This window comes from Streptomyces griseomycini, assembly GCF_014203535.1.
GTDB lineage: Bacteria > Actinomycetota > Actinomycetes > Streptomycetales > Streptomycetaceae > Streptomyces > Streptomyces griseomycini.
Window position 1 is genome coordinate 328838 of the sequence record NZ_JACHJI010000006.1, and the last position, 16663, is coordinate 345500.

Genomic DNA, 16663 nt, shown 5'->3' on the forward strand with positions numbered 1-16663 from the left:
GACCGGGGGAGGACGGCCGACGGGGTGCCAACGGCCGAAGACGACCGGTCCGGGGGTCCGGCACTCCCCCGGGCCATTGGTACAGTCGGAAACGATCACGGAGAGCGAGGAGGCCGGGCGTCATGGCCGTGGACGAGCTCGACACCCGCATCCTGCGGCTGCTGCTGGAGCAGCCCCGCACCAGCGTGCGTGAGTACGCCCGCATCCTCGGGGTCGCGCGCGGCACCCTGCAGGCCCGTCTCGACCGGATGGAGCGCGAGGGCGTGATCACCGGCACCGGTCCGTCCCTGTCCCCCGCCGCACTGGGCCACCCCGTGCTGGCCTTCGTGCACATCGAGGTCACCCAGGGCCACCTGGACGACGTGGGCGAGGCGCTGGCGACCGTACCGGAGATCGTCGAGGCGTTCTCCATCACGGGCGGCGGGGATCTGCTGACCCGGGTCGTGGCGCGCGACGCCGGGCACCTGGAGGACGTGATCCAGAAACTGATCAGCCTTCCCGGTGTGGTGCGCACCCGCACGGAGGTGGCGCTGCGCGAGCGCGTTCCGCACCGGCTGCTGCCCCTGGTGGAGTCGATCGCCCGGACGGCACGGAAGTAGGCCTTGGCATCCTGGACCCCATGAGCACCCCCGGCACCCTCTCGGTCATCTTCGATCTCGACGGAACGCTCGTGGACAGCGAGCCGAACTACTACGAGGCGGGTCGGCTGACCCTCGCCGAGTACGGCGTCCCGGACTTCTCGTGGGCCGAGCACGAGCGCTACGTCGGGATCAGCACGCGGGAGACGATCGCCGACTGGCGGGAACGGTACGGGCTGCGGGCCGGCGTGGAGGAGCTTCTCGCGGTCAAGAACCGCCGCTATCTGGAGCTGGCCCGCGCCTCCACCCGCGTGTACCCGGAGATGCGCGCCTTCGTCGAGCTGCTGGCGGGCGAGGGCGTGCCGATGGCCGTGGCCTCCGGTTCCTCGCCCGAGGCCATCGGGGCGGTCCTGGCGGGCACGGGCCTGGACGCGCACCTGCGCACCGTCGTCTCGGCCGACGAGGTGGCGCACGGCAAGCCGGCCCCCGACGTCTTCCTGGAAGCGGCCCGCCGGCTCGGCGCGGACCCCCGCGACTGCGTGGTGCTGGAGGACGCGGCCCCGGGCGCCGCCGCCGCGCACGCGGCCGGGATGCGCTGCATCGCGGTCCCGTACGTCGCCGCCCAGGCCGACGCCGCGGAGTTCGCCACCGCCGACCTGCTGCTGCGCGGCGGGCAGCGGGAGTTCACGGCGCGGGCGGCGCACGCGTGGCTGACGCGGACGGCCCGGCCCGCCTGACCGGCGCACGCGGCGCCTCCCGGCCCGTCGACGCCCTCCCCGTCTCCTCCTCGTCGCCCGATCGGCCACCTGAACGTCACGCGGGATCCCGACCGCCGGGTGCGGGCAGGGGAGCGTCCACGGCACGGCAGCCGCGCAGGCGTCCCGAGGCCGGCCGGAAGTTCTTCGCCGGAACGGTGATTGTTTCGCGCCTCCCGTCCGTACTCCCTGCTGTTGGGCCGTTCACATCCCAGGAGGCACGATGCGCATCTCGCGCAGCACGGCAGGAACCGCGTTCGTGGGCGGAGCGATGATCCTCACCCTCGCCGCGCTCGCCTACCCCACCATGCTGGGCGTGCAGAACACATCCACCCAGCAGGACCGGGTGGTCGCCAACACGAACTACGGCCCGCTGACCGAGGCGGACCGCGACTTCGTGGTCAAGGTGCGCGCGGCCGGACTCTGGGAGCACCCCCTGGGTCTGCTGGCGATGGAGCGGGGGACGACGCCCGAGATGAAGGAGGCGGGAGAGCACCTGGTCGTCGGTCACGGCCGGCTCGACGAGTCCTGCCGCAAGATCTCCCTGGAGCTGGGCATCACGCTGCCGAACCAGGCCTCGCCGCAGCAGCAGGGGTTCGTGGAGACCGTGAAGTCCACCAGCGGCAAGGAGTTCGACTCCACCGCGGTGAACATCATGCGGGTGACGCACGGGCAGATCTTCCCGGCCATCGCCAAGATCCGGGCCAATACCAGGAACACCCTCGTCCGGCAGCTCGCCGACCAGGCCAACGACACCGTGCTCGACCACATCACGGTGCTGGAGAAGACGGGGCTGGTCAATCACGAGCAGGTCAACTTCCAGCAGACCAGCCCGCCCAAGATGCCCCTGGAGCAGGTGACCCCGCCGGCGCCGCAGGCGGGCGCGCCGGTCCTCGCGCTGGAGATCCCCGAGGACCTGAAGGACCTGAACACGGCTTCTCCGGCGCCGTCTCCGTCCCCCACGGTGAAGTAGGGCCGGACCCGCCCGCGTGGTGCCGCCCGTGGGCTACGACCCGCGGCGGGGCCTGCCCCGGCGCGGGTTCTTCGCCGGGCCGCCGGCGCTTCTCCGGCGGCCTCCGCCGGCCGGCCGGCCCGCCGCCTGCTGCCGACGGGCACCGTCCCGGTCGGTGCGCCGGGGCTTCTCCGGCGCCGGCTTCTCCGGCGCCGGCTGCTGTCTGCGTCCGCGCGTGCTGTTGACGGTCCGGCCGCGCACGATGCCGATGAAGTCCTCCACCCGGTCCGTCGTCGCGTCCTCGGGCCAGGCCAGCGCCACGCTCGACTCGGGGGCGCCCGCGAGGGGCCGGTGGGTGAGGTCCTTGCGGTGGTGCAGCCGGGCGAGGGAGAGCGGTACGACGAGCACGCCGATCCCGGCCGCGACCAGTTCGACGGCGTCGGCGGTGGTGGCGGGACGCTCGAGGGCGGGCCGGCCGGGCAGGGCCTCCCAGTCGAGGACGTCGTCGAGGGGGTGCAGCACGATGTCGTCGGCCAGGTCCTCGAGGGTCACCTCGTCGGCCGCCGTGACGAGGTGGTCCTTGGGGACCACGACGACCGTCCGCTCGGTGTAGAGGGGGATCGCGCTGAAGACCGTCCGGTCGACGGGCGACCGGACCAGCCCCGCGTCGGCGTCCCCGCCCAGCAGCAGGCCCTGCGCCGCCCCGGCGGGCACCTGCGTGAGGGTCAGCGGGACGTCGGGCAGCCGCTCGTTCCAGATGCGCACCCATTTGTCGGGCATCACCCCGGGCACGTACACGAGCCGGAACGAGGGGGGTACTTCCGAGCCTGTCACCTGGCCAGGTTACCGGCCGTGGTCGGCCCTCGTGCACACGCTCGATACCCTGGACACCATGACGTCGCACCAGAGCACCCAGACGATGAAGCCCGCGACCGCGGCCAAGAAGCTGGGTGTGTACCTCGAGGCCACCCCCGCCGAGTTCCGGGAGGGTGCCGTCTCGCGGGCCGAGCTGAACGCGCTCCAGGCCGACCCGCCCCAGTGGCTGCGCGACCTGCGGCGCGACGGTCCGCACCCCCGTCCGGTGGTCGCGGCGAAGCTGGGCGTCTCCATCTCCGGTCTCGCCCGCGGCGGGATCACCGAGCCCCTGACCACCGAGCAGATCGAGGCGCTGAAGCAGGAGCGGCCCGAATGGCTGGAGCGGGAGCGCGCCACCCAGGCGGAGGTCCGCAAGGAAGCGGCGCGGGTCAAGAAGCGCAACGCCGAACGCGCCGAGCGCACGGCAGACGGCCACTGACCCGGCCGGGGCCGCCCGGAACCCCCGGAGCCCCGGAGAGCCCGGGTGCGGCGGCGCTCGGGACCCCGGGAACACGCCCGGACGGCCCACCGCCTCGAACGGCTGACCGTCCGGCACGCCCGTCGTCCCCCCGCCCCCACCGGTCCCTCGGTGGACGGGAGCGTCGCGGCGCGCCGGTTCGACGCCGCGCTGGGGTCTTTCGTTCGGATCCGGCCTGATCCAGACGAGAGGCCTTAGCCCTGGCCGGCGCGTGCGTGGCCGGGCCGCGGCCCGAGGCGGTCCCGGTGCGGGGGAACCGCGCGGTCGTCGACCGGGCACGTCCCGGGGCCGGCGCGGACCTGCTGCTGGACGCACCCCGGCTCCGGGGGCTCGTCCGCGCCGGCCGCGCGACGAAACGCCAGCCTTCGCCACCCTTCCGGCGGATAGAAATATCTACCAGCATGGCCGTACTGCACGCGCCCGCAGCGGCGCGGCCGACCGTGCCGGGGTGGTCCATGCACAGCGTCATGTGGAAGCAAGCCGTCGAATGGCTGGCCGCGGCGGCCACGGATCCCCAGCGGTGCAAACGCGAGTGGGACCGGGGGACGGGCACGGCGCTGCTCGCGGCGGGACGGTACTGGGACGTGCTCAGCGTGCCCGACCGGCTGGGGCTGCTCGCCCTGGACGTCCTGTGGCGTGATCCGCTGGAGGTGCCCGGACCCACGCTGGTGGACGTCATGGCGCGCCGGGTGGGGTTCTTCCTGCCGCCCGATCCGGTCAGCGAGTGGGTCGGGTGCGGTGTGCGGCACGTCGGCCGGGGGTCCTGGGTGGCCGTACCACCGCCGTACCGGCCCGCCGACCGCCTGGAGTGGCTCGTCCCGCCGGACGGCAGCGGTGCCCTGTACGCCCCCGGCGCACTCGAACTGGCCCTGCGCAGGGCCACCGGCACGTTGGCCGTGCTGGCGCCGGTCAGCGCGGAGCCGGCGGAGGCGGAGTGCTGGTGATGTCCTCGTGGGTGTCCTCGGCGCGAGGCGCGTCGTGGCGGGCCTCGCCGTCGGACACGTCGTGATCGGGCGCCTCCTCGTCGGGCGCCCCGTCGTCGGGCGCTTCCTCGTCGGGCGGCCGCAGCAGGGGGACCGGCACGGGGAAGGGCACGGACAGCACGGGCGCGCGCCCGCTCGCCGTGGAGGCGGCGAAGGACGCCCACTGGCCGTCGTGGTGCTCCGGGACGGTGCGGCCCCGGGCCCGCCACTCCGCGACGAGGGCCGCGTAGATCGGTGTGTGCCCCGCGTACCCACTGGTGAGTTCGGCGTACGGCCGGCTCGCGGCGCCGTGCCCGAGAAGGCGCCGCGCCGTCTCAGTGCTGTCCATGCCGGGCCAACGCGCCTCCGTGCGCCGGTGGTACGCGGGTGGCTCCAGGTCCGCCGGACCGGGTGAAGCCGTCACCCGTACGGAGGCACGCACCGGTGAAACAGGCATGCAGTGAAGGGCCCATTCGTTCAGAACTCGACCGGGTCGCGCGCGATCGGGCAGGTCATGCAGTGGCCGCCGCCCCGCCCCCGGCCGGGTTCGGCGCCGGCGATGGTGACGACCTCGACGAACGGGGTGGAGCCCTCGTCGGTGAGGTGGATTCCGGACGGGGTGTCGTCGGGGCGCGGGGAGAAGGCGTGGACCGGGTCCACGCGGTGCCGGCCTCACCGCCGCACCGGGACGGCTCGTCGCCGTCGTGGGCGAGAACGGCGCCGGGAAGTCCACGCTGCTCAAGGCACTGGCGGGCGTCCTTCCCGCGGACCGGGGCGAGGTGACCCGGTCCGGGACGCTCGGCCACTGCCCGCAGGAGCCGGTGCTCAACGGCAGCCTGACCGTCGAGCAGCACCTGCGGTACTCCGCCGCCGCCCATCGGCCGCCCGGCCCGGAGCCCGGCCCTGAGCACGGCCCCGAACTCGTGCGCCGACCGGGTCTCGAGCGGTCCCCGGGGACCGTGACCGGTGAGCTGTCCGGCGGTACGCGCCAGAAGCCCGACCTCGTCCTCGCCCTCCCGGACGACCCGGACGTCCTGCTGCCGGACGAGCCCTACCAGGGGTTCGACCGGAAGGCGTACCTGCGTTTCCGGGACCTGGACGAGGAGCCGCGCACGCGCGGCAAGGCCGTCGTGGCCGTCACCCGCCTCGTCGACGGGCGGCTCGTCCCGTGCGCCACCACCGCCGTGCGGTTCTCGGTGCGCGACCGGACCCGCGACCGGCCCGGCGGGCTGCTGCTCGTGCTGTTCGTGCCCGCCGGGTACCTGCTGGTGGGCGTGCCGGCCGCGGGCGAGGTCCTGGAGTCCGGGCCGTACGCGACCGGTGACGTGCCCCACGCCGACGGCGGCCGGCTCACGCTGATCACGGCCGGGCTCGACTGCGTCACGGCGATCGCGGGTCTCGTGGTCTTCGACGCCGTCCGCAAGGCGCTCGCCGTCCCGCTGTTCTGGCGTCCTGCGGTGGGGGCCGGTGCGCGGTGCCCACCGGGTTCGCGGTCGTCGCCCGCGCCCACGGCGCGCTCGGTCTGCTCCTCGGGGTGCTGGTCGAGCGTGGCCTCGAGGGCTTCCTCCTCATCGTCATGGGCGGGCTGACGGCCACCTTCCTGCAGAACCCGCCGGGCAGCCCCCTGGCCGACGAGCCCGTGTGCAGTGGTTCCCCTCCTTCGGCCCCCTGCGGTTCGCGGCTGGCGGCGCCTTCGGGACACCGTCCCGTGGGGACACCTCGCGCTCGGCCTGCTGGGGGCGGGCTCGTTCAGCGCGGTGGGCCTGCCGGTGTTCCGGGCCAGGACCCGCGGCCGCGCGGCGACCGGCCGCCGGACCGGGCCGGGCCGGATTTGACCCTCGACCTTGTCGAGGCACCAGGGTGTGGCGGGTGGAGAACGAGATGCGCAGCATCGGTGAGACGGCCCGGGACAGCGGGCTGAGCGTGAGCGCCCTGCGGTTCTACGACCGTGCCGGTGTCCTGGTCCCCGCCCGGGTGGATCCGGTCAGCGGCTACCGCTGGTACGCCCCCGAGCAGCTCGAGGAGGCCCGGCTGCTGGCCCGGTTGCGCCGCGCCGGCATGCCGCTGGCGGACATCCGGCTGGTGCTGGCCGGCTGGTCCGGCGCGGACACCGACCTCGTACGGCAGCTCCTCCAGGCGCACCTGCGCCGTCTCGAGCAAGGGCTGTCCGATGCCCGCGGCGAGTTCTCCGCACTCCGCACCCTTCTCGATCGACGGGAGAACCCCATGACCTCGTCCCGCACCGCCGTCCCCGGCCCCGCCCCCGCCGCCGTCCGGCTGACCGTCCCCGCGCCCGAGCTGGCCGCCGCGCTGGACTCGGTCCGTTTCGCGGCCGGCACCGATCCGGAACTGCCGGTGCTCGGCGGGGTCCTGTTCGACGTCGAGGGCGACGCTCTGCGCCTCGTGGCCACCGACCGGTACCGGATGGCCGTGGCCCGCACCGCCGCCACCGGGCACGTCGGGCCCCGCGTCCAGGTCGCCGTTCCGCTGCCGCTCGTCGACGCGATGCGGGCGCTGCTGGACGGCGACGGCCCGGTCCGGCTCACTGTGGACGGGGACCGGGTGGCCCTGGAGGCCGGGGACCGCCGGGCGGCCGGTCGGTGCCTCGGCCAGGACTTCCCCGACTACCGCCGCCTCGTCCGCCTCCCGGCCGGGAGGCGTGTCCTCGTCGAGGTGCCGGTCTTCCGCGAGGCGGTGCTGGCCGGTCCCGTCCGCGCGGGCGAGGTCCGCACGGAGGACGGCGTGCCCTGCGATCTCAGCGTGCTCAAGGTGGCGGACGGCGGTTCACCGGTCCTCGCGGAGGAGGGGGACGACGGCCAGGACCTCGTCGCCGTGAACCGCGCGTTCCTGCTGGACGCGCTCGCCGCGGGGGGCCGTGACCGGCTGGTCCTGGAGATCGGCGCCCCCACGGCACCCCTCGCGATCCGTCGGCCGGACGACGAGGACGCCTTCTCCCTCCTGATGCCGGTCCGGCTGGAGGACTAGCACCCGTCGCCCGTACGCCCGTCGTTCGCCCCCCGTCCGTACGGCGGCGGGTGCGCTCCGGGTCACCGCGGGACGGGCGGCGGCACGGGCTCGCCGCTGCCCGGCCCACGGCCGACCGCCCGGTGTCACCGTTCGGGCGTGCTGTCCTGCACCGGCTCGAGGGTCTGCGCGGTCGGCGTCGCGGCGGGCGCGGGCCGGGCGTCGGCGGATGCGGTGCGGCGGCTCGCCAGGCGCAGCGCGACGGGCTCGGTGTAGCGGGCCGTGAGCGGGCCCAGGACGACCAGGACCAGGACGTACGCCGTGGCCAGTGGACCGAGGTCCGGTTCGATGCCCGCGGTGACCGCGAGCCCGGCGATGACGATGGAGAACTCTCCGCGGGCGACCAGGGTGCCGCCCGCGCGCCAGCGGCCCTTGGGGGAGATCCCGGCCCGCCGGGCGGCCCAGTACCCGGTGGCGATCTTCGTCAGCGCGGTGACCACGGCGAGCGCGAGGGCGGGCAGGATCACCGGCGGGATGGACTGGGGGTCGGTGTGCAGGCCGAAGAAGACGAAGAACACCGCGGCGAACAGGTCCCGCAGCGGTGCCAGCAGGTTGTGCGCGCCCTCGGCGACCTCACCGGACAGGGCGATGCCGACCAGGAACGCGCCCACGGCCGCCGAGACCTGCAGCTGCTGGGCGAGTCCGGCGACGAGCAGCGTCAGGCCCAGCACCACCAGCAGCAGCTTCTCCGGGTCGTCGCTGGAGACGAACCGGGAGATCACCCGCCCGTAGCGGACGGCGACGAACAGCACGAGCCCGGCGACGCCCAGCGCGACGGCGAGCGTGAGGCTGCCCGCGGCGAGGCTGACCCCGGCCAGCAGGGCGGTGATGATCGGCAGGTAGACCGCCATCGCCAGGTCCTCGAGCACCAGGATGCTGAGGATCACCGGTGTCTCGCGGTTGCCGAGCCGCCCGAGGTCGCCGAGGACCTTGGCGATGACGCCGGAGGAGGAGATCCAGGTGACGCCGGCCAGCACCACCGCGGCGACCGGGCCCCAGCCGAGCAGCAGGGCCAGGGCGGCGCCGGGCAGGGCGTTCAGCGCCATGTCCACGAGGCCGGCCGGGTACTGGGTCTTGAGGTTGGAGACCAGGTCACTGGCCGTGTACTCCAGACCGAGCATGAGCAGCAGCAGGATGACGCCGATCTCGGCGCCGATCGCCACGAACTCCTCGCTCGCGCCGAGCGGCAGCAGCCCGCCCTCGCCGAAGGCCAGCCCGGCCAGCAGGTAGAGGGGGATCGGGGAGAACTGGAGACGCCCGGCGAGGCGTCCCAGCAGGCCGAGCCCGAGGATGATCGCGCCGAACTCGATCAGGAAGGTCGCGGAAGAGTGCACGCGCTCACTCCCGCCCGAGTATCTCGGCGGCGGCCTCGATGCCCTCGCGGGTACCGATCACGATCAGTGTGTCCCCACCGGCCAGCCGGAAGTCCGGAGCGGGGGACGGGATCGCCTCCGCCCGCCGCAGCACGGCCACGATCGAGGCGCCGGTGTCGGTGCGCATCCTCGTCTCGCCCAGCAGCCGGCCGTTCCAGTGGGAGACGGCGGACAGCTCGATGCGCTCGGCGACCAGTCCCAGGTCGGTGGTGTGCAGCAGGTTGGGGCTGTGGTGGTCGGGCATCAGCGCGTCGATCATCGCGGCCGACTCGGCGACGGTCAGCCGCAGCGACTGGGCGCAGGCGTCCGGGTCGTCGGAGCGGTAGACGTTGACCGTGCGGGCGCCGTCCCTGTGCGCGATCACGGACAGATGCTGGTGCTCACGCGTGGTGAGGTCGTATTTCACGCCGATGCCCGGCAGCGGCGTGGCGCTCATCCGTGGAGCAGGCACAGCCTCTCCCTCCCGGTTTCCTTCGATGGCTCGTGCTGGACGGGGTGCCGCATCGCACGGATGATCCACACCCACAGCGGACATGGTGCCATCCGGCCATTCGGCCGGGATATGGGTGTTGTCACGGATGGACGCGGGTCGCAAGAAGGCCGAGGATATCCGGAGAAGCCGTGTTGCCGCAGGTCAGCGGGGTGCACCGTTGGTCACATGACGGCGGATCCCGTCGAAGCCGCCCCTGGGCGCGTCCGCCGGGGAGGGCGGCCGGGGGGCGGGGGCGCGACCGGCCGGTCCGCGGGTGGTGCACGCGTTCCTCCGCCCGGCGGTGCGCGTGCCGCCGGGCGCGCCGCACGACGCGGTCGCCGGCGGCCGGGGCCCGTGGACGGGGCGGCCGCTCCGGACCGGTGCCGGGTTCGGTGAGCCGGGCCGTGCGGCCCGGCACCCGGGCCTCGTGCGCCGTTCACGGGCCTCCCCGCCGTTCACCGGGGTCCGGCCCGCCGTGTCCCCGGACCCGTGCGGCGGGCGGCGCCGCGGACGGCGCGCCGCGTGACGCGTAGGCGCCGCCGCCCGCGGGTACCCGGGTGCGCTGCCGGGACCGGGGACGCGGGGCACCGGGTCCTCCGCGCTCCGGTGCAGGGCGGCCGGGGACGGGAGAGAGCAGTGAACGACACGGTCATCGTCGGGGTGGACGGCTCACCGCCCAGTCTCGCCGCGGTCGACGTCGCGGCGGCGGAGGCCCGTCTGCGGGGCGCGCAGCTGCGGATCGTGCACGCCTTCAGCCGTACCGCCGATCTGGACCCGATGATCCACGGCGTGCTGGCGCAGGCCGAGCGGCGCGCCCACTCCCTCGCACCGGAGCTGGAGGTCGCCCGGACCGTGGCGTCGGGTGAGACGCTGACGGTGTTGCAGAGCGAGTCGCGCCACGCGGTGCTGGCGGTGGTCGGCGGGCGGGGCCGCAGCGGGTTCGGGGGGCTGCTGCTGGGCTCGACGGTCGTGCAACTGGCCGCGCACGGCCACTGCCCGCTCATGGTGGTCCGGGGCCGTCCCGATCCCCGGGGGCCGGTGCTCCTCGCCGTGGACGGCTCGCCGGCCGGGAACGCGGCGGCGGGGTTCGCCTTCGCCGAGGCCGCCCTGCGCGGGGCTCCGCTGGTCGCGATGCACGTGTGGAACACCTGGAGCGAGCCGACGCCCTACGAGGGCCCCGCCGACCCGTTGAACGTCGTGGTGGACCTCGACCGGCTCCGCGAGCGGCACCGCCGGCTGCTGGAGGAGACGGTGGCGCCCTTGCGGGCCGCCCATCCCCGGGTCGCCGTGGAGCTGCGCCTGGAACGGGCGCGGGTGCGCCACGCGCTACTCGACGCCGCCCGGGAGGCCCAACTGGTGGTGGCCGGCGCCCGCGGTCACGGCGGCTTCACCGGGATGCTGCTCGGCTCGGTCAGCCAGGCGCTGCTGTACCACGCCGACTGCCCCGTCGCCGTCGTCCGCGGGACGAGATGACCGTTCGGCCGGCCGGACGTCCCCGGTGCCCGGCACCGCGCCGGGCGTGCGGGGCGGGGCGCACGGGTCCGAGGCGCCGGATCCGTCAGCGCGCCGCACGTGTCCCCGCCCCGTCGCCGCCGACGGCGGCGACACGGCGTCACAGGGCGATCACGGCCCGCACCACCGTCCCCTCGGCGGAGCGCAGCACCGACGTGTCCACGGAGTAGGCGTCGACCAGGACGAGCCCGCGGCCGAACGCGGCGTCCATGTCGGCCGACTCGCAGCGGGGCGCGGGGCGCTGCCGCCAGCGTCCCCGGTCGCGCACCCCCACGGTCAGCGAGGTGCCGTCGATCTCGAACATCACCGACAGGTCGGGACTGCCGCTGTGCAGGACGGCGTTGGTCCCCAGTTCGCTGACGATCACGGTGAGCGCCTCCTCCGCCGCGTCGGGCAGCCGGTGGCTGCGGACCACCGCCCGCGCCAGCCGCCGCAACCGCGGCACGGCGCGCGCGGACGCCGGGAGGGCGACCACCATCAGGAACCGTGCGGTGCGCGAAGACCCCCTCCCGGGCAGCCGCTCGCGGCTCGACGGCCCGGCTTCCGGGGGGAACGCCCGGACCGGGGCCGGATCAGTCACGTGTCTCAACGCCGGACTCCTCGTCGCGCGGCCGACCTCGCCGACAGCCGGCCACGCCGGTCCGGCGGGCCACGAGGTCTCAGGGATCCCACGCTGCCCGCCTCCCGGGGCACATGGCAATCAGGGCAGACTGAGTACGGATACGCAAACAATGGGTGTGGCGCCCGGGACGGGGGGGACGGACCATGCCGGACACCGCCGGGGCGGTGGCCGAAGCCGAGGCCGTGCTGGCAGGACGGCTCGCTTCCGCCCTCGACACGAGGACGACGGGCCGGCCCGTGCTGCTGCTGGTCGAGGGCGCCGCCGGCACCGGCAAGAGCCGCCTGGTGGACCGGCTGGGTAAGGCGGTGGCAGGCTCCGTGCGCCGGACCGTCCCCGGCGAGCCGCCGACCGGTGACGGGCCGGTGCTGCTCGTCGTCGAGGACGTGCACCGGGCGCCGGCCGCCGACACCGCCCGCCTGCGGGCCCTGCTCGCCGACCCGCCCGCCCGCCTCGCGTGCGTCCTGAGCTACCGCCCCGAGGAGCTCGCCGAACCGGGGCTGGTCCTCGGCCCCGGCACCGAGTTCCCGGCCGCCCTCACGGTCGTACGGCACGTCCTCGGGCCGCTCGGCGTCCCGGACGTCCACCGGATGGCCGCCGACGCACTGGGCGCGGACCGCTGTACGGCCGGCCTGGCCGCCGCCCTGCACCACGCCTGCGGCGGTGTCGCCCAGACCGTCGCCGACCTGCTCGACCTGCTGGCCGCGAGCTGCCCCGTCACCGGCCGGCCGCACCCCGGCGACCTCGACCGGCTCGGCGTCCCTCCCCGGCTCGCCGCCCTGACGCTGCGGCGCGCCGCCACCGTGCCCGAGGAGCACCGGCGGATCGTCTTCGCCGCCGCCGTCCTCGACGAGCCCGCCACGTCCCGCGACCTCGCGGCCGTGGCCGGGCTTTCCGGCCGGGCCGGCCCCGACGGCCTGTCCGCCGCGCTGCGGGCCGCCGTGCTCGAGGAACGCGGGGACGGCAGGTACGGCTTCGGCTCACCGCTCGCCGCAGCCGCCGTCCGCCGCTCGGTGACCGGGCCCGTCCGCGAAGTGCTGCACCGGCGGGCCGCACGCCTGCTCGCCGGGCGCCAGCCCGTCCCGTGGGAACGCGTGGCCGGCCACCGCCGCGCCTGCGGTGACGAGCGGGGCTGGCTGCGGGCCGTCGAGCGCGCCGCCCGACAGTTCGAGGACGCCGGTGAACAGCAGCGCGCCGTGGGCCTGCTGGAATCGGCTCTGGCGACCGGACCGGTCCCCGAGCGGGCCCGCTCCCGGCTCGCCATGCTGCTGGCCCGCAGCGCCGTCGTGGGTCTGCGTTCCGACGAGACGCTGAAGGTCCTCCGGCACATCGTGGCCGACCCCGGCCTCCCCCCTGCGGTGCGCGGTGAGATCCGCCTGGACCTGGGCCTGCTGCTGTGCAACCAGACGGGTGAGGTCACGGAGGGGCGGGACGAACTCGCCCGCGCGGTGGACGACCTGGCCGGCCGGCCGGTTCCGCTGGCCCGGGCGCTGTCGGCGCTCGCGATGCCGTACGGGCCTGACGCGTCGTTCGCCGAGAACGTCCTGTGGATCGAGCAAGCCGTGTCGTTCGCCGAGGAGTCGGGCGACCCCGTCGTCCAGGCCGCCGTCGCCGCGAACCGGGTGAGCGTCCTGCTCAACAGCGGCGATCCGGCGGCCTGGCCGCTCATCGAGCGCCTGCCCCGTGACAGCGACCTGGTCGGCTGCCGGCAGCAGACCGCCCGCGGCCTGTGCAACGCGGCGGACGCGGTGGTGTGGCTCGGCCGGTACGAGAAGGCGCGCGCCCTGCTCGCCGAGGGCGTCGCCCTGGCCGCGCGCAGCGGCGCCGCCTACGCCGAGCAGACCGGCCGGGGCTGCGCCCTCGTCCTCGACTGGGCGACCGGGCAGTGGTCCGGACTCGCCGACCGGTGCCGCGCCTTCGTCGCCGAGGCCGGCGACATGCCCTACCTCGCCTCCGACGCCCGGATGGTCCTCGGCCTGCTCTGCCTCGCCCGCGGCGAATGGGCCGACACCCTCCACCACCTGACCGGCCCCGGCGCGGCCGACCTCGACACCGGCCCCGTGCCGATCTCGGCGACCGTGTCCGGCGCCCTGATCAGACTCGCCCTCGCGCACGACGACGTCGGCGCGGCCGCCGAGGCCGCCGCCGCGTGGAGACGGCTGCGCGCCAAGGAGATCTGGGCCTGGGCCGCCGAGCTCGCCCCGTGGGCGGTGGAGGCGGCCCTGCGGGCCGGGGACGCGCTGGAGGCGGGTGCGATGGCCGAGGAGTTCGCCGCCGGTCTGGCCGGCCACGACGCCCCGTCGGCGGACGCCGCCCTGGAGTGGACCCGCGGTGTCCTCGCCGAGCACACGGGCAAGCGGACCGAGGCCGTCGCGTGCTACGAGAGGAGCGCCGCCGCCTACCGGTCGCTCGCCCGGCCGTACCACGCGGCCCTCACCGCGGCGAGCGCCGCCCGGTGCGCCCTCGCCCAGGGGGAGGACGGCGGGTCCGCCGTGGCCGCCCTCACCGACTGCGCCGCGGCCTTCGACGCCCTCGGCGCCACCTGGGACGCCGCCCGCACCCGCGCCGATCTGCGCCTTCACCGGCCCACCGGGGAACGTCGGCCTCCTGGCCGCCCGCGCTACGGCGACGTGCTCTCGCCGCGGGAGGCGGAGGTCGCGGAACTCGCCGCCGCGGGCATGTCCAACCGGGAGATCGCCGCCACGCTGCACCTGTCCCCGCGCACGGTCGAGCAGCACATCGCCCGGGCCCTCCAGAAGACCGGAGTGCACTCCCGCCAGCAGCTCGCCCGGGTCCTCGGGCCTGCTCCGGACTGACTGCGCGTCCGCGGGACCCGTGCCCCGGACGGGCCGGGCCCCGCTTCGGCGCCGCGGTCGCCCCGTTGCGGCACCGCACCCCCGTGCGGCACCACGGCGGGGCGCTCCCGCGGACCTCAGGTGAGGTGGGCGAACGAGTTCACCTGGGACGCGGTGAGGGCTCCGCCGAAGACGCGTACGGTGTCCGCCCCGCCGTGGAAGTACTCGCCCCAGCCGCCGTCGGCGGTGTGACCGCGGCCGATCTGAAGCGGACCGGGGGCGCTCCAGGAGGCGTCGAACTCCGCGGTGGCCACGGCCTCGCCCCGGACGTACAGGGTGATGCGGCCCTCGGAGTCGTCGTGCACGACGACCACGTCGTCGGAGTGGGGCGTGGGGGCGCCGGGCCCGGTGGTCACGGTCCGCGCGGCGCCCGGTTCGCTGCCGTGGGTGACGACCAGCTGCCACTCGGACGCGGCCGGGTCGTAACGGACCTGGAAGGCGTCGCTGTCGGCGTCGCCCTGGGACAGGAGGGTCATCGGCCGGTCGGGGGTGGTGTCGGCGAACCGGACCCGCAGGCCGACGCTGTAGCTGTCGGCGGTGTCGACGACGGGGCCGCCGGTGGCGGCGTGGTCGTCCGTGCCGTCCAGGGCCAGGTGGTCGTCGCCGTCGAGGGCGTCCGCCGGGAACTCGACGCACTCGGGGTCTTCGAAGCAGGCCTCGTAGTCGGGTGTGTAGAAGCCGGCTCCGCCGTGCAGGGTGAGCGGCCGTCCGCCCTTCCGGTCGGGGACCACCCCGTCGGCGGTCCGCTCGATGTCCCAGGCGGCGGCCAGTTCGGCGGGACGGGAACCCATCCTCTCGATCTCCTTGCGGGGCACGACCCGGTCCCAGACGCGGACGTCGCCGATCTCGCCCTGCCAGCGCGCGCCGGCGTCGCCGCGGGCGCGGCCGATCTGGAAGGCGCCGGGGGCGGCCGTCGGGGCGACGCCGGTCTCGGCGGCGACCTCCTCGCCGTTGACGTAGAGGCGCAGGCTGTCGTCCTCGGCGTCGTACAGGCCGGTCAGGTGGGCCCAGCCGCCGGCGGAGGCGCTGCCGCCGGTGAGGGTGGTGCCGCCGTAGCGGAAGGCCCAGGTGGCCCGGGAGTCCGCGGCCGGGCGCAGGCCGAGGGTGAAGGCGGAGGTGCCGTCGGCGGCGTCCTGGCTGGCCACCGTCATCGGGGTGTCGGTGGCGGCGGGACGGACCCAGGCGGAGAGCACGAAGGTCCTGGCGGTGTCCGTCGCGGGGACGTCCGGGGTGAGGTAGCCGTTGCCCCGGCCGTCGAGGGTGACGGTCGAGGTGAGGCCGGTGCGGGAGGGAGCGGGGGCGCCGAAGACGACGCCCTTCCCGGCACGGGCCACGGGGCCGGTCTCGGCGGCGGCGCTGCCGGCTCCGGCCGGATCGGCGAGCGTCCAGTGGGCGACGGGGGCGCGGCCGGCGGCGACGCGCGTCCAGTAGGTCGTCCGGGAGCTGGGACGCCCGGCCCGGTCGACGGCGGTGACCTCCAGGTAGTAGGGCTTGCTCTCCTCCGGCATCCACCGGACGGTGACCGGTCCGCCCGGTTCCTCGGGCCTGACCCGCTCGGGCGCGGAGCCGAGGAAGGAGTAGACGTACTCGACGACGTCCTCGGACGGGGAGTCGAACGTGAAGCTGCCGTAGACGCCGACGCCGCCGTGCCAGCCGCCGGCGTCGTCCGGGTACTGCTCCGAGACGACCGTCGCCGGTTCGGGGCTGACCGTGTCGATGACGAACCGGCAGGTGACGCCGGGGGTCTCGTCGCTCCAGGCGGAGGTCGCGCCGTCGGCGTCGACGGCCCGGACGTGCCAGGAGACGACGGTGTCGGCCGGAAGGTCGGAAGGGGTGCGCCACAGCTGGGTGACGGGGGAGTGCACGACGCCGGAGGTGTGGGTGCGTCGCTGTTCGGTTCCGTCGGCGTCGGTCCACCAGAGCTCGAACTCGGCGCCGGCCCCGTTGGTCTCCCCCTCCTGGTTGTCCTGCGCCGTGTCCTCGACGACGGCCCGGAGTTCGGGCGCGCGGGGGACGTGGACGGGCTCGTCGGAGCAGGCCTTGTTCCAGTCGGCGGTGAGGGTCCCGGTGTTCGGCCGGAGCGGGGGGAGGTTCTCCTCCGCCGCCGTGGCCGTCGCGGGAGCGGCGGCGAGCAGCGCGGCTGCCAGTCCCGTGGCGGCGGCGTTCCTGGCGCGCCGGCCGGAGTGCGTGTTCATGCGGTCGGGTCCCCCCTGTTTCGGTCGTCCGGT

14 protein-coding genes and 2 pseudogenes are annotated in these 16663 nt (G+C 75.4%); 9 read left to right on the forward strand and 7 right to left on the reverse strand.

Translation table 11 applies throughout. The annotated features are described in order from the left end of the window. The first annotated feature begins 122 nt into the window (after nt 1-122). From FHS37_RS19125 to FHS37_RS19135, 3 genes are all read left to right on the forward strand, one after another. Nucleotides 123-599 (forward strand): Lrp/AsnC family transcriptional regulator, encoded by a 477-nt coding sequence (locus FHS37_RS19125; protein ID WP_184822795.1) that lies wholly within the window; start codon nt 123-125, stop codon nt 597-599. 20 nt (nt 600-619) lie between these two features. Continuing rightward, nucleotides 620-1315 (forward strand): HAD family hydrolase, encoded by a 696-nt coding sequence (locus tag FHS37_RS19130; protein ID WP_184822797.1) that lies wholly within the window; start codon nt 620-622, stop codon nt 1313-1315. Between the two features lie 241 nt (nt 1316-1556). Then, on the forward strand, nt 1557-2306 hold the full coding sequence (locus tag FHS37_RS19135) for a DUF4142 domain-containing protein (RefSeq protein ID WP_184822799.1): 750 nt from the start codon (nt 1557-1559) through the stop codon (nt 2304-2306). Between the two features lie 33 nt (nt 2307-2339). On the opposite strand, the gene FHS37_RS19140 is transcribed toward FHS37_RS19135, so the two are convergent. Continuing rightward, on the reverse strand, nt 2340-3119 hold the full coding sequence (locus FHS37_RS19140) for a LysR family substrate-binding domain-containing protein (protein ID WP_184822801.1): 780 nt from the start codon (nt 3117-3119) through the stop codon (nt 2340-2342). 58 nt (nt 3120-3177) lie between these two features. Between FHS37_RS19140 and FHS37_RS19145 the strand changes: the two genes are divergently transcribed. Then, nucleotides 3178-3579, forward strand: a complete 402-nt coding sequence (locus FHS37_RS19145; protein WP_184822803.1) for a DUF5997 family protein — start codon at nt 3178-3180, stop codon at nt 3577-3579. Between the two features lie 494 nt (nt 3580-4073). After that, entirely contained in the window at nt 4074-4562 is a 489-nt protein-coding gene (locus FHS37_RS19150) for a hypothetical protein (protein WP_184823251.1), read from the forward strand. Here the strand turns inward: FHS37_RS19150 and FHS37_RS19155 are convergent. Both FHS37_RS19155 and FHS37_RS19160 read right to left on the reverse strand, forming a co-directional pair. Continuing rightward, nucleotides 4528-4929 carry a hypothetical protein gene (locus tag FHS37_RS19155; RefSeq protein WP_229889741.1) on the reverse strand — a complete coding sequence of 134 codons (402 nt, stop codon included), beginning with the start codon at nt 4927-4929 and terminating at the stop codon, nt 4528-4530. The genes FHS37_RS19150 and FHS37_RS19155 overlap by 35 nt on opposite strands. A gap of 128 nt (nt 4930-5057) precedes the next feature. Beyond that, a pseudogene (locus FHS37_RS19160) lies at nt 5058-5240 on the reverse strand (arginine deiminase family protein); the annotation flags it as partial. A gap of 20 nt (nt 5241-5260) precedes the next feature. Between FHS37_RS19160 and FHS37_RS39675 the strand changes: the two are divergent. Continuing rightward, nucleotides 5261-6169 (forward strand): annotated as a pseudogene (locus FHS37_RS39675) (ATP-binding cassette domain-containing protein); the annotation flags it as partial. A gap of 292 nt (nt 6170-6461) precedes the next feature. Continuing rightward, a complete protein-coding gene (locus tag FHS37_RS19175) occupies nt 6462-7565 on the forward strand; it encodes a DNA polymerase III subunit beta family protein (protein WP_184822805.1) in 1104 nt (367 codons plus the stop codon). Nucleotides 7566-7690: 125 nt separating this feature from the next. Here the strand turns inward: FHS37_RS19175 and FHS37_RS19180 are convergent, their stop codons facing one another. Continuing rightward, the gene (locus FHS37_RS19180; RefSeq protein ID WP_184822807.1) at nt 7691-8938 is read right to left on the reverse strand and encodes a cation:proton antiporter; all 1248 of its coding nucleotides are present in this window, start codon (nt 8936-8938) and stop codon (nt 7691-7693) included. A gap of 4 nt (nt 8939-8942) precedes the next feature. Then, nucleotides 8943-9413: a cation:proton antiporter regulatory subunit gene (locus tag FHS37_RS19185; RefSeq protein ID WP_184822809.1), complete on the reverse strand. Its 471-nt coding sequence runs from the start codon at nt 9411-9413 to the stop codon at nt 8943-8945. Between the two features lie 672 nt (nt 9414-10085). Here FHS37_RS19185 and FHS37_RS19190 point away from each other — a divergent pair. Then, on the forward strand, nt 10086-10922 hold the full coding sequence (locus FHS37_RS19190; RefSeq protein WP_184822811.1) for a universal stress protein: 837 nt from the start codon (nt 10086-10088) through the stop codon (nt 10920-10922). Nucleotides 10923-11061: 139 nt separating this feature from the next. Here FHS37_RS19190 and FHS37_RS19195 read toward each other — a convergent pair whose 3' ends face one another. Further along, nucleotides 11062-11439, reverse strand: a complete 378-nt coding sequence (locus FHS37_RS19195; protein ID WP_184822813.1) for an ATP-binding protein — start codon at nt 11437-11439, stop codon at nt 11062-11064. A 287-nt stretch (nt 11440-11726) separates the two neighbouring features. On the opposite strand from FHS37_RS19195, the gene FHS37_RS19200 reads away from it, so the two are divergent. After that, nucleotides 11727-14396, forward strand: coding sequence for a helix-turn-helix transcriptional regulator (locus FHS37_RS19200; RefSeq protein ID WP_184822814.1), 2670 nt, complete (start codon nt 11727-11729; stop codon nt 14394-14396). 116 nt (nt 14397-14512) lie between these two features. Here FHS37_RS19200 and FHS37_RS40550 read toward each other — a convergent pair whose 3' ends face one another. Next, on the reverse strand, nt 14513-16630 hold the full coding sequence (locus FHS37_RS40550) for a LamG domain-containing protein (protein WP_184822816.1): 2118 nt from the start codon (nt 16628-16630) through the stop codon (nt 14513-14515). Nucleotides 16631-16663: the final 33 nt, after the last annotated feature.

Coding starts and splice junctions, on each gene's coding strand:
- FHS37_RS19125 (WP_184822795.1), top strand. CDS start 123: ATGGCCGTGGACGAGCTCGACACCCGCATCCTGCGGCTGCTGCTGGAG.
- FHS37_RS19130 (WP_184822797.1), top strand. CDS start 620: ATGAGCACCCCCGGCACCCTCTCGGTCATCTTCGATCTCGACGGAACG.
- FHS37_RS19135 (WP_184822799.1), top strand. CDS start 1,557: ATGCGCATCTCGCGCAGCACGGCAGGAACCGCGTTCGTGGGCGGAGCG.
- FHS37_RS19145 (WP_184822803.1), top strand. CDS start 3,178: ATGACGTCGCACCAGAGCACCCAGACGATGAAGCCCGCGACCGCGGCC.
- FHS37_RS19150 (WP_184823251.1), top strand. CDS start 4,074: ATGCACAGCGTCATGTGGAAGCAAGCCGTCGAATGGCTGGCCGCGGCG.
- FHS37_RS19155 (WP_229889741.1), bottom strand. CDS start 4,929: ATGGACAGCACTGAGACGGCGCGGCGCCTTCTCGGGCACGGCGCCGCG.
- FHS37_RS19175 (WP_184822805.1), top strand. CDS start 6,462: ATGCGCAGCATCGGTGAGACGGCCCGGGACAGCGGGCTGAGCGTGAGC.
- FHS37_RS19185 (WP_184822809.1), bottom strand. CDS start 9,413: ATGAGCGCCACGCCGCTGCCGGGCATCGGCGTGAAATACGACCTCACC.
- FHS37_RS19195 (WP_184822813.1), bottom strand. CDS start 11,439: ATGGTGGTCGCCCTCCCGGCGTCCGCGCGCGCCGTGCCGCGGTTGCGG.
- FHS37_RS19200 (WP_184822814.1), top strand. CDS start 11,727: ATGCCGGACACCGCCGGGGCGGTGGCCGAAGCCGAGGCCGTGCTGGCA.
- FHS37_RS40550 (WP_184822816.1), bottom strand. CDS start 16,630: ATGAACACGCACTCCGGCCGGCGCGCCAGGAACGCCGCCGCCACGGGA.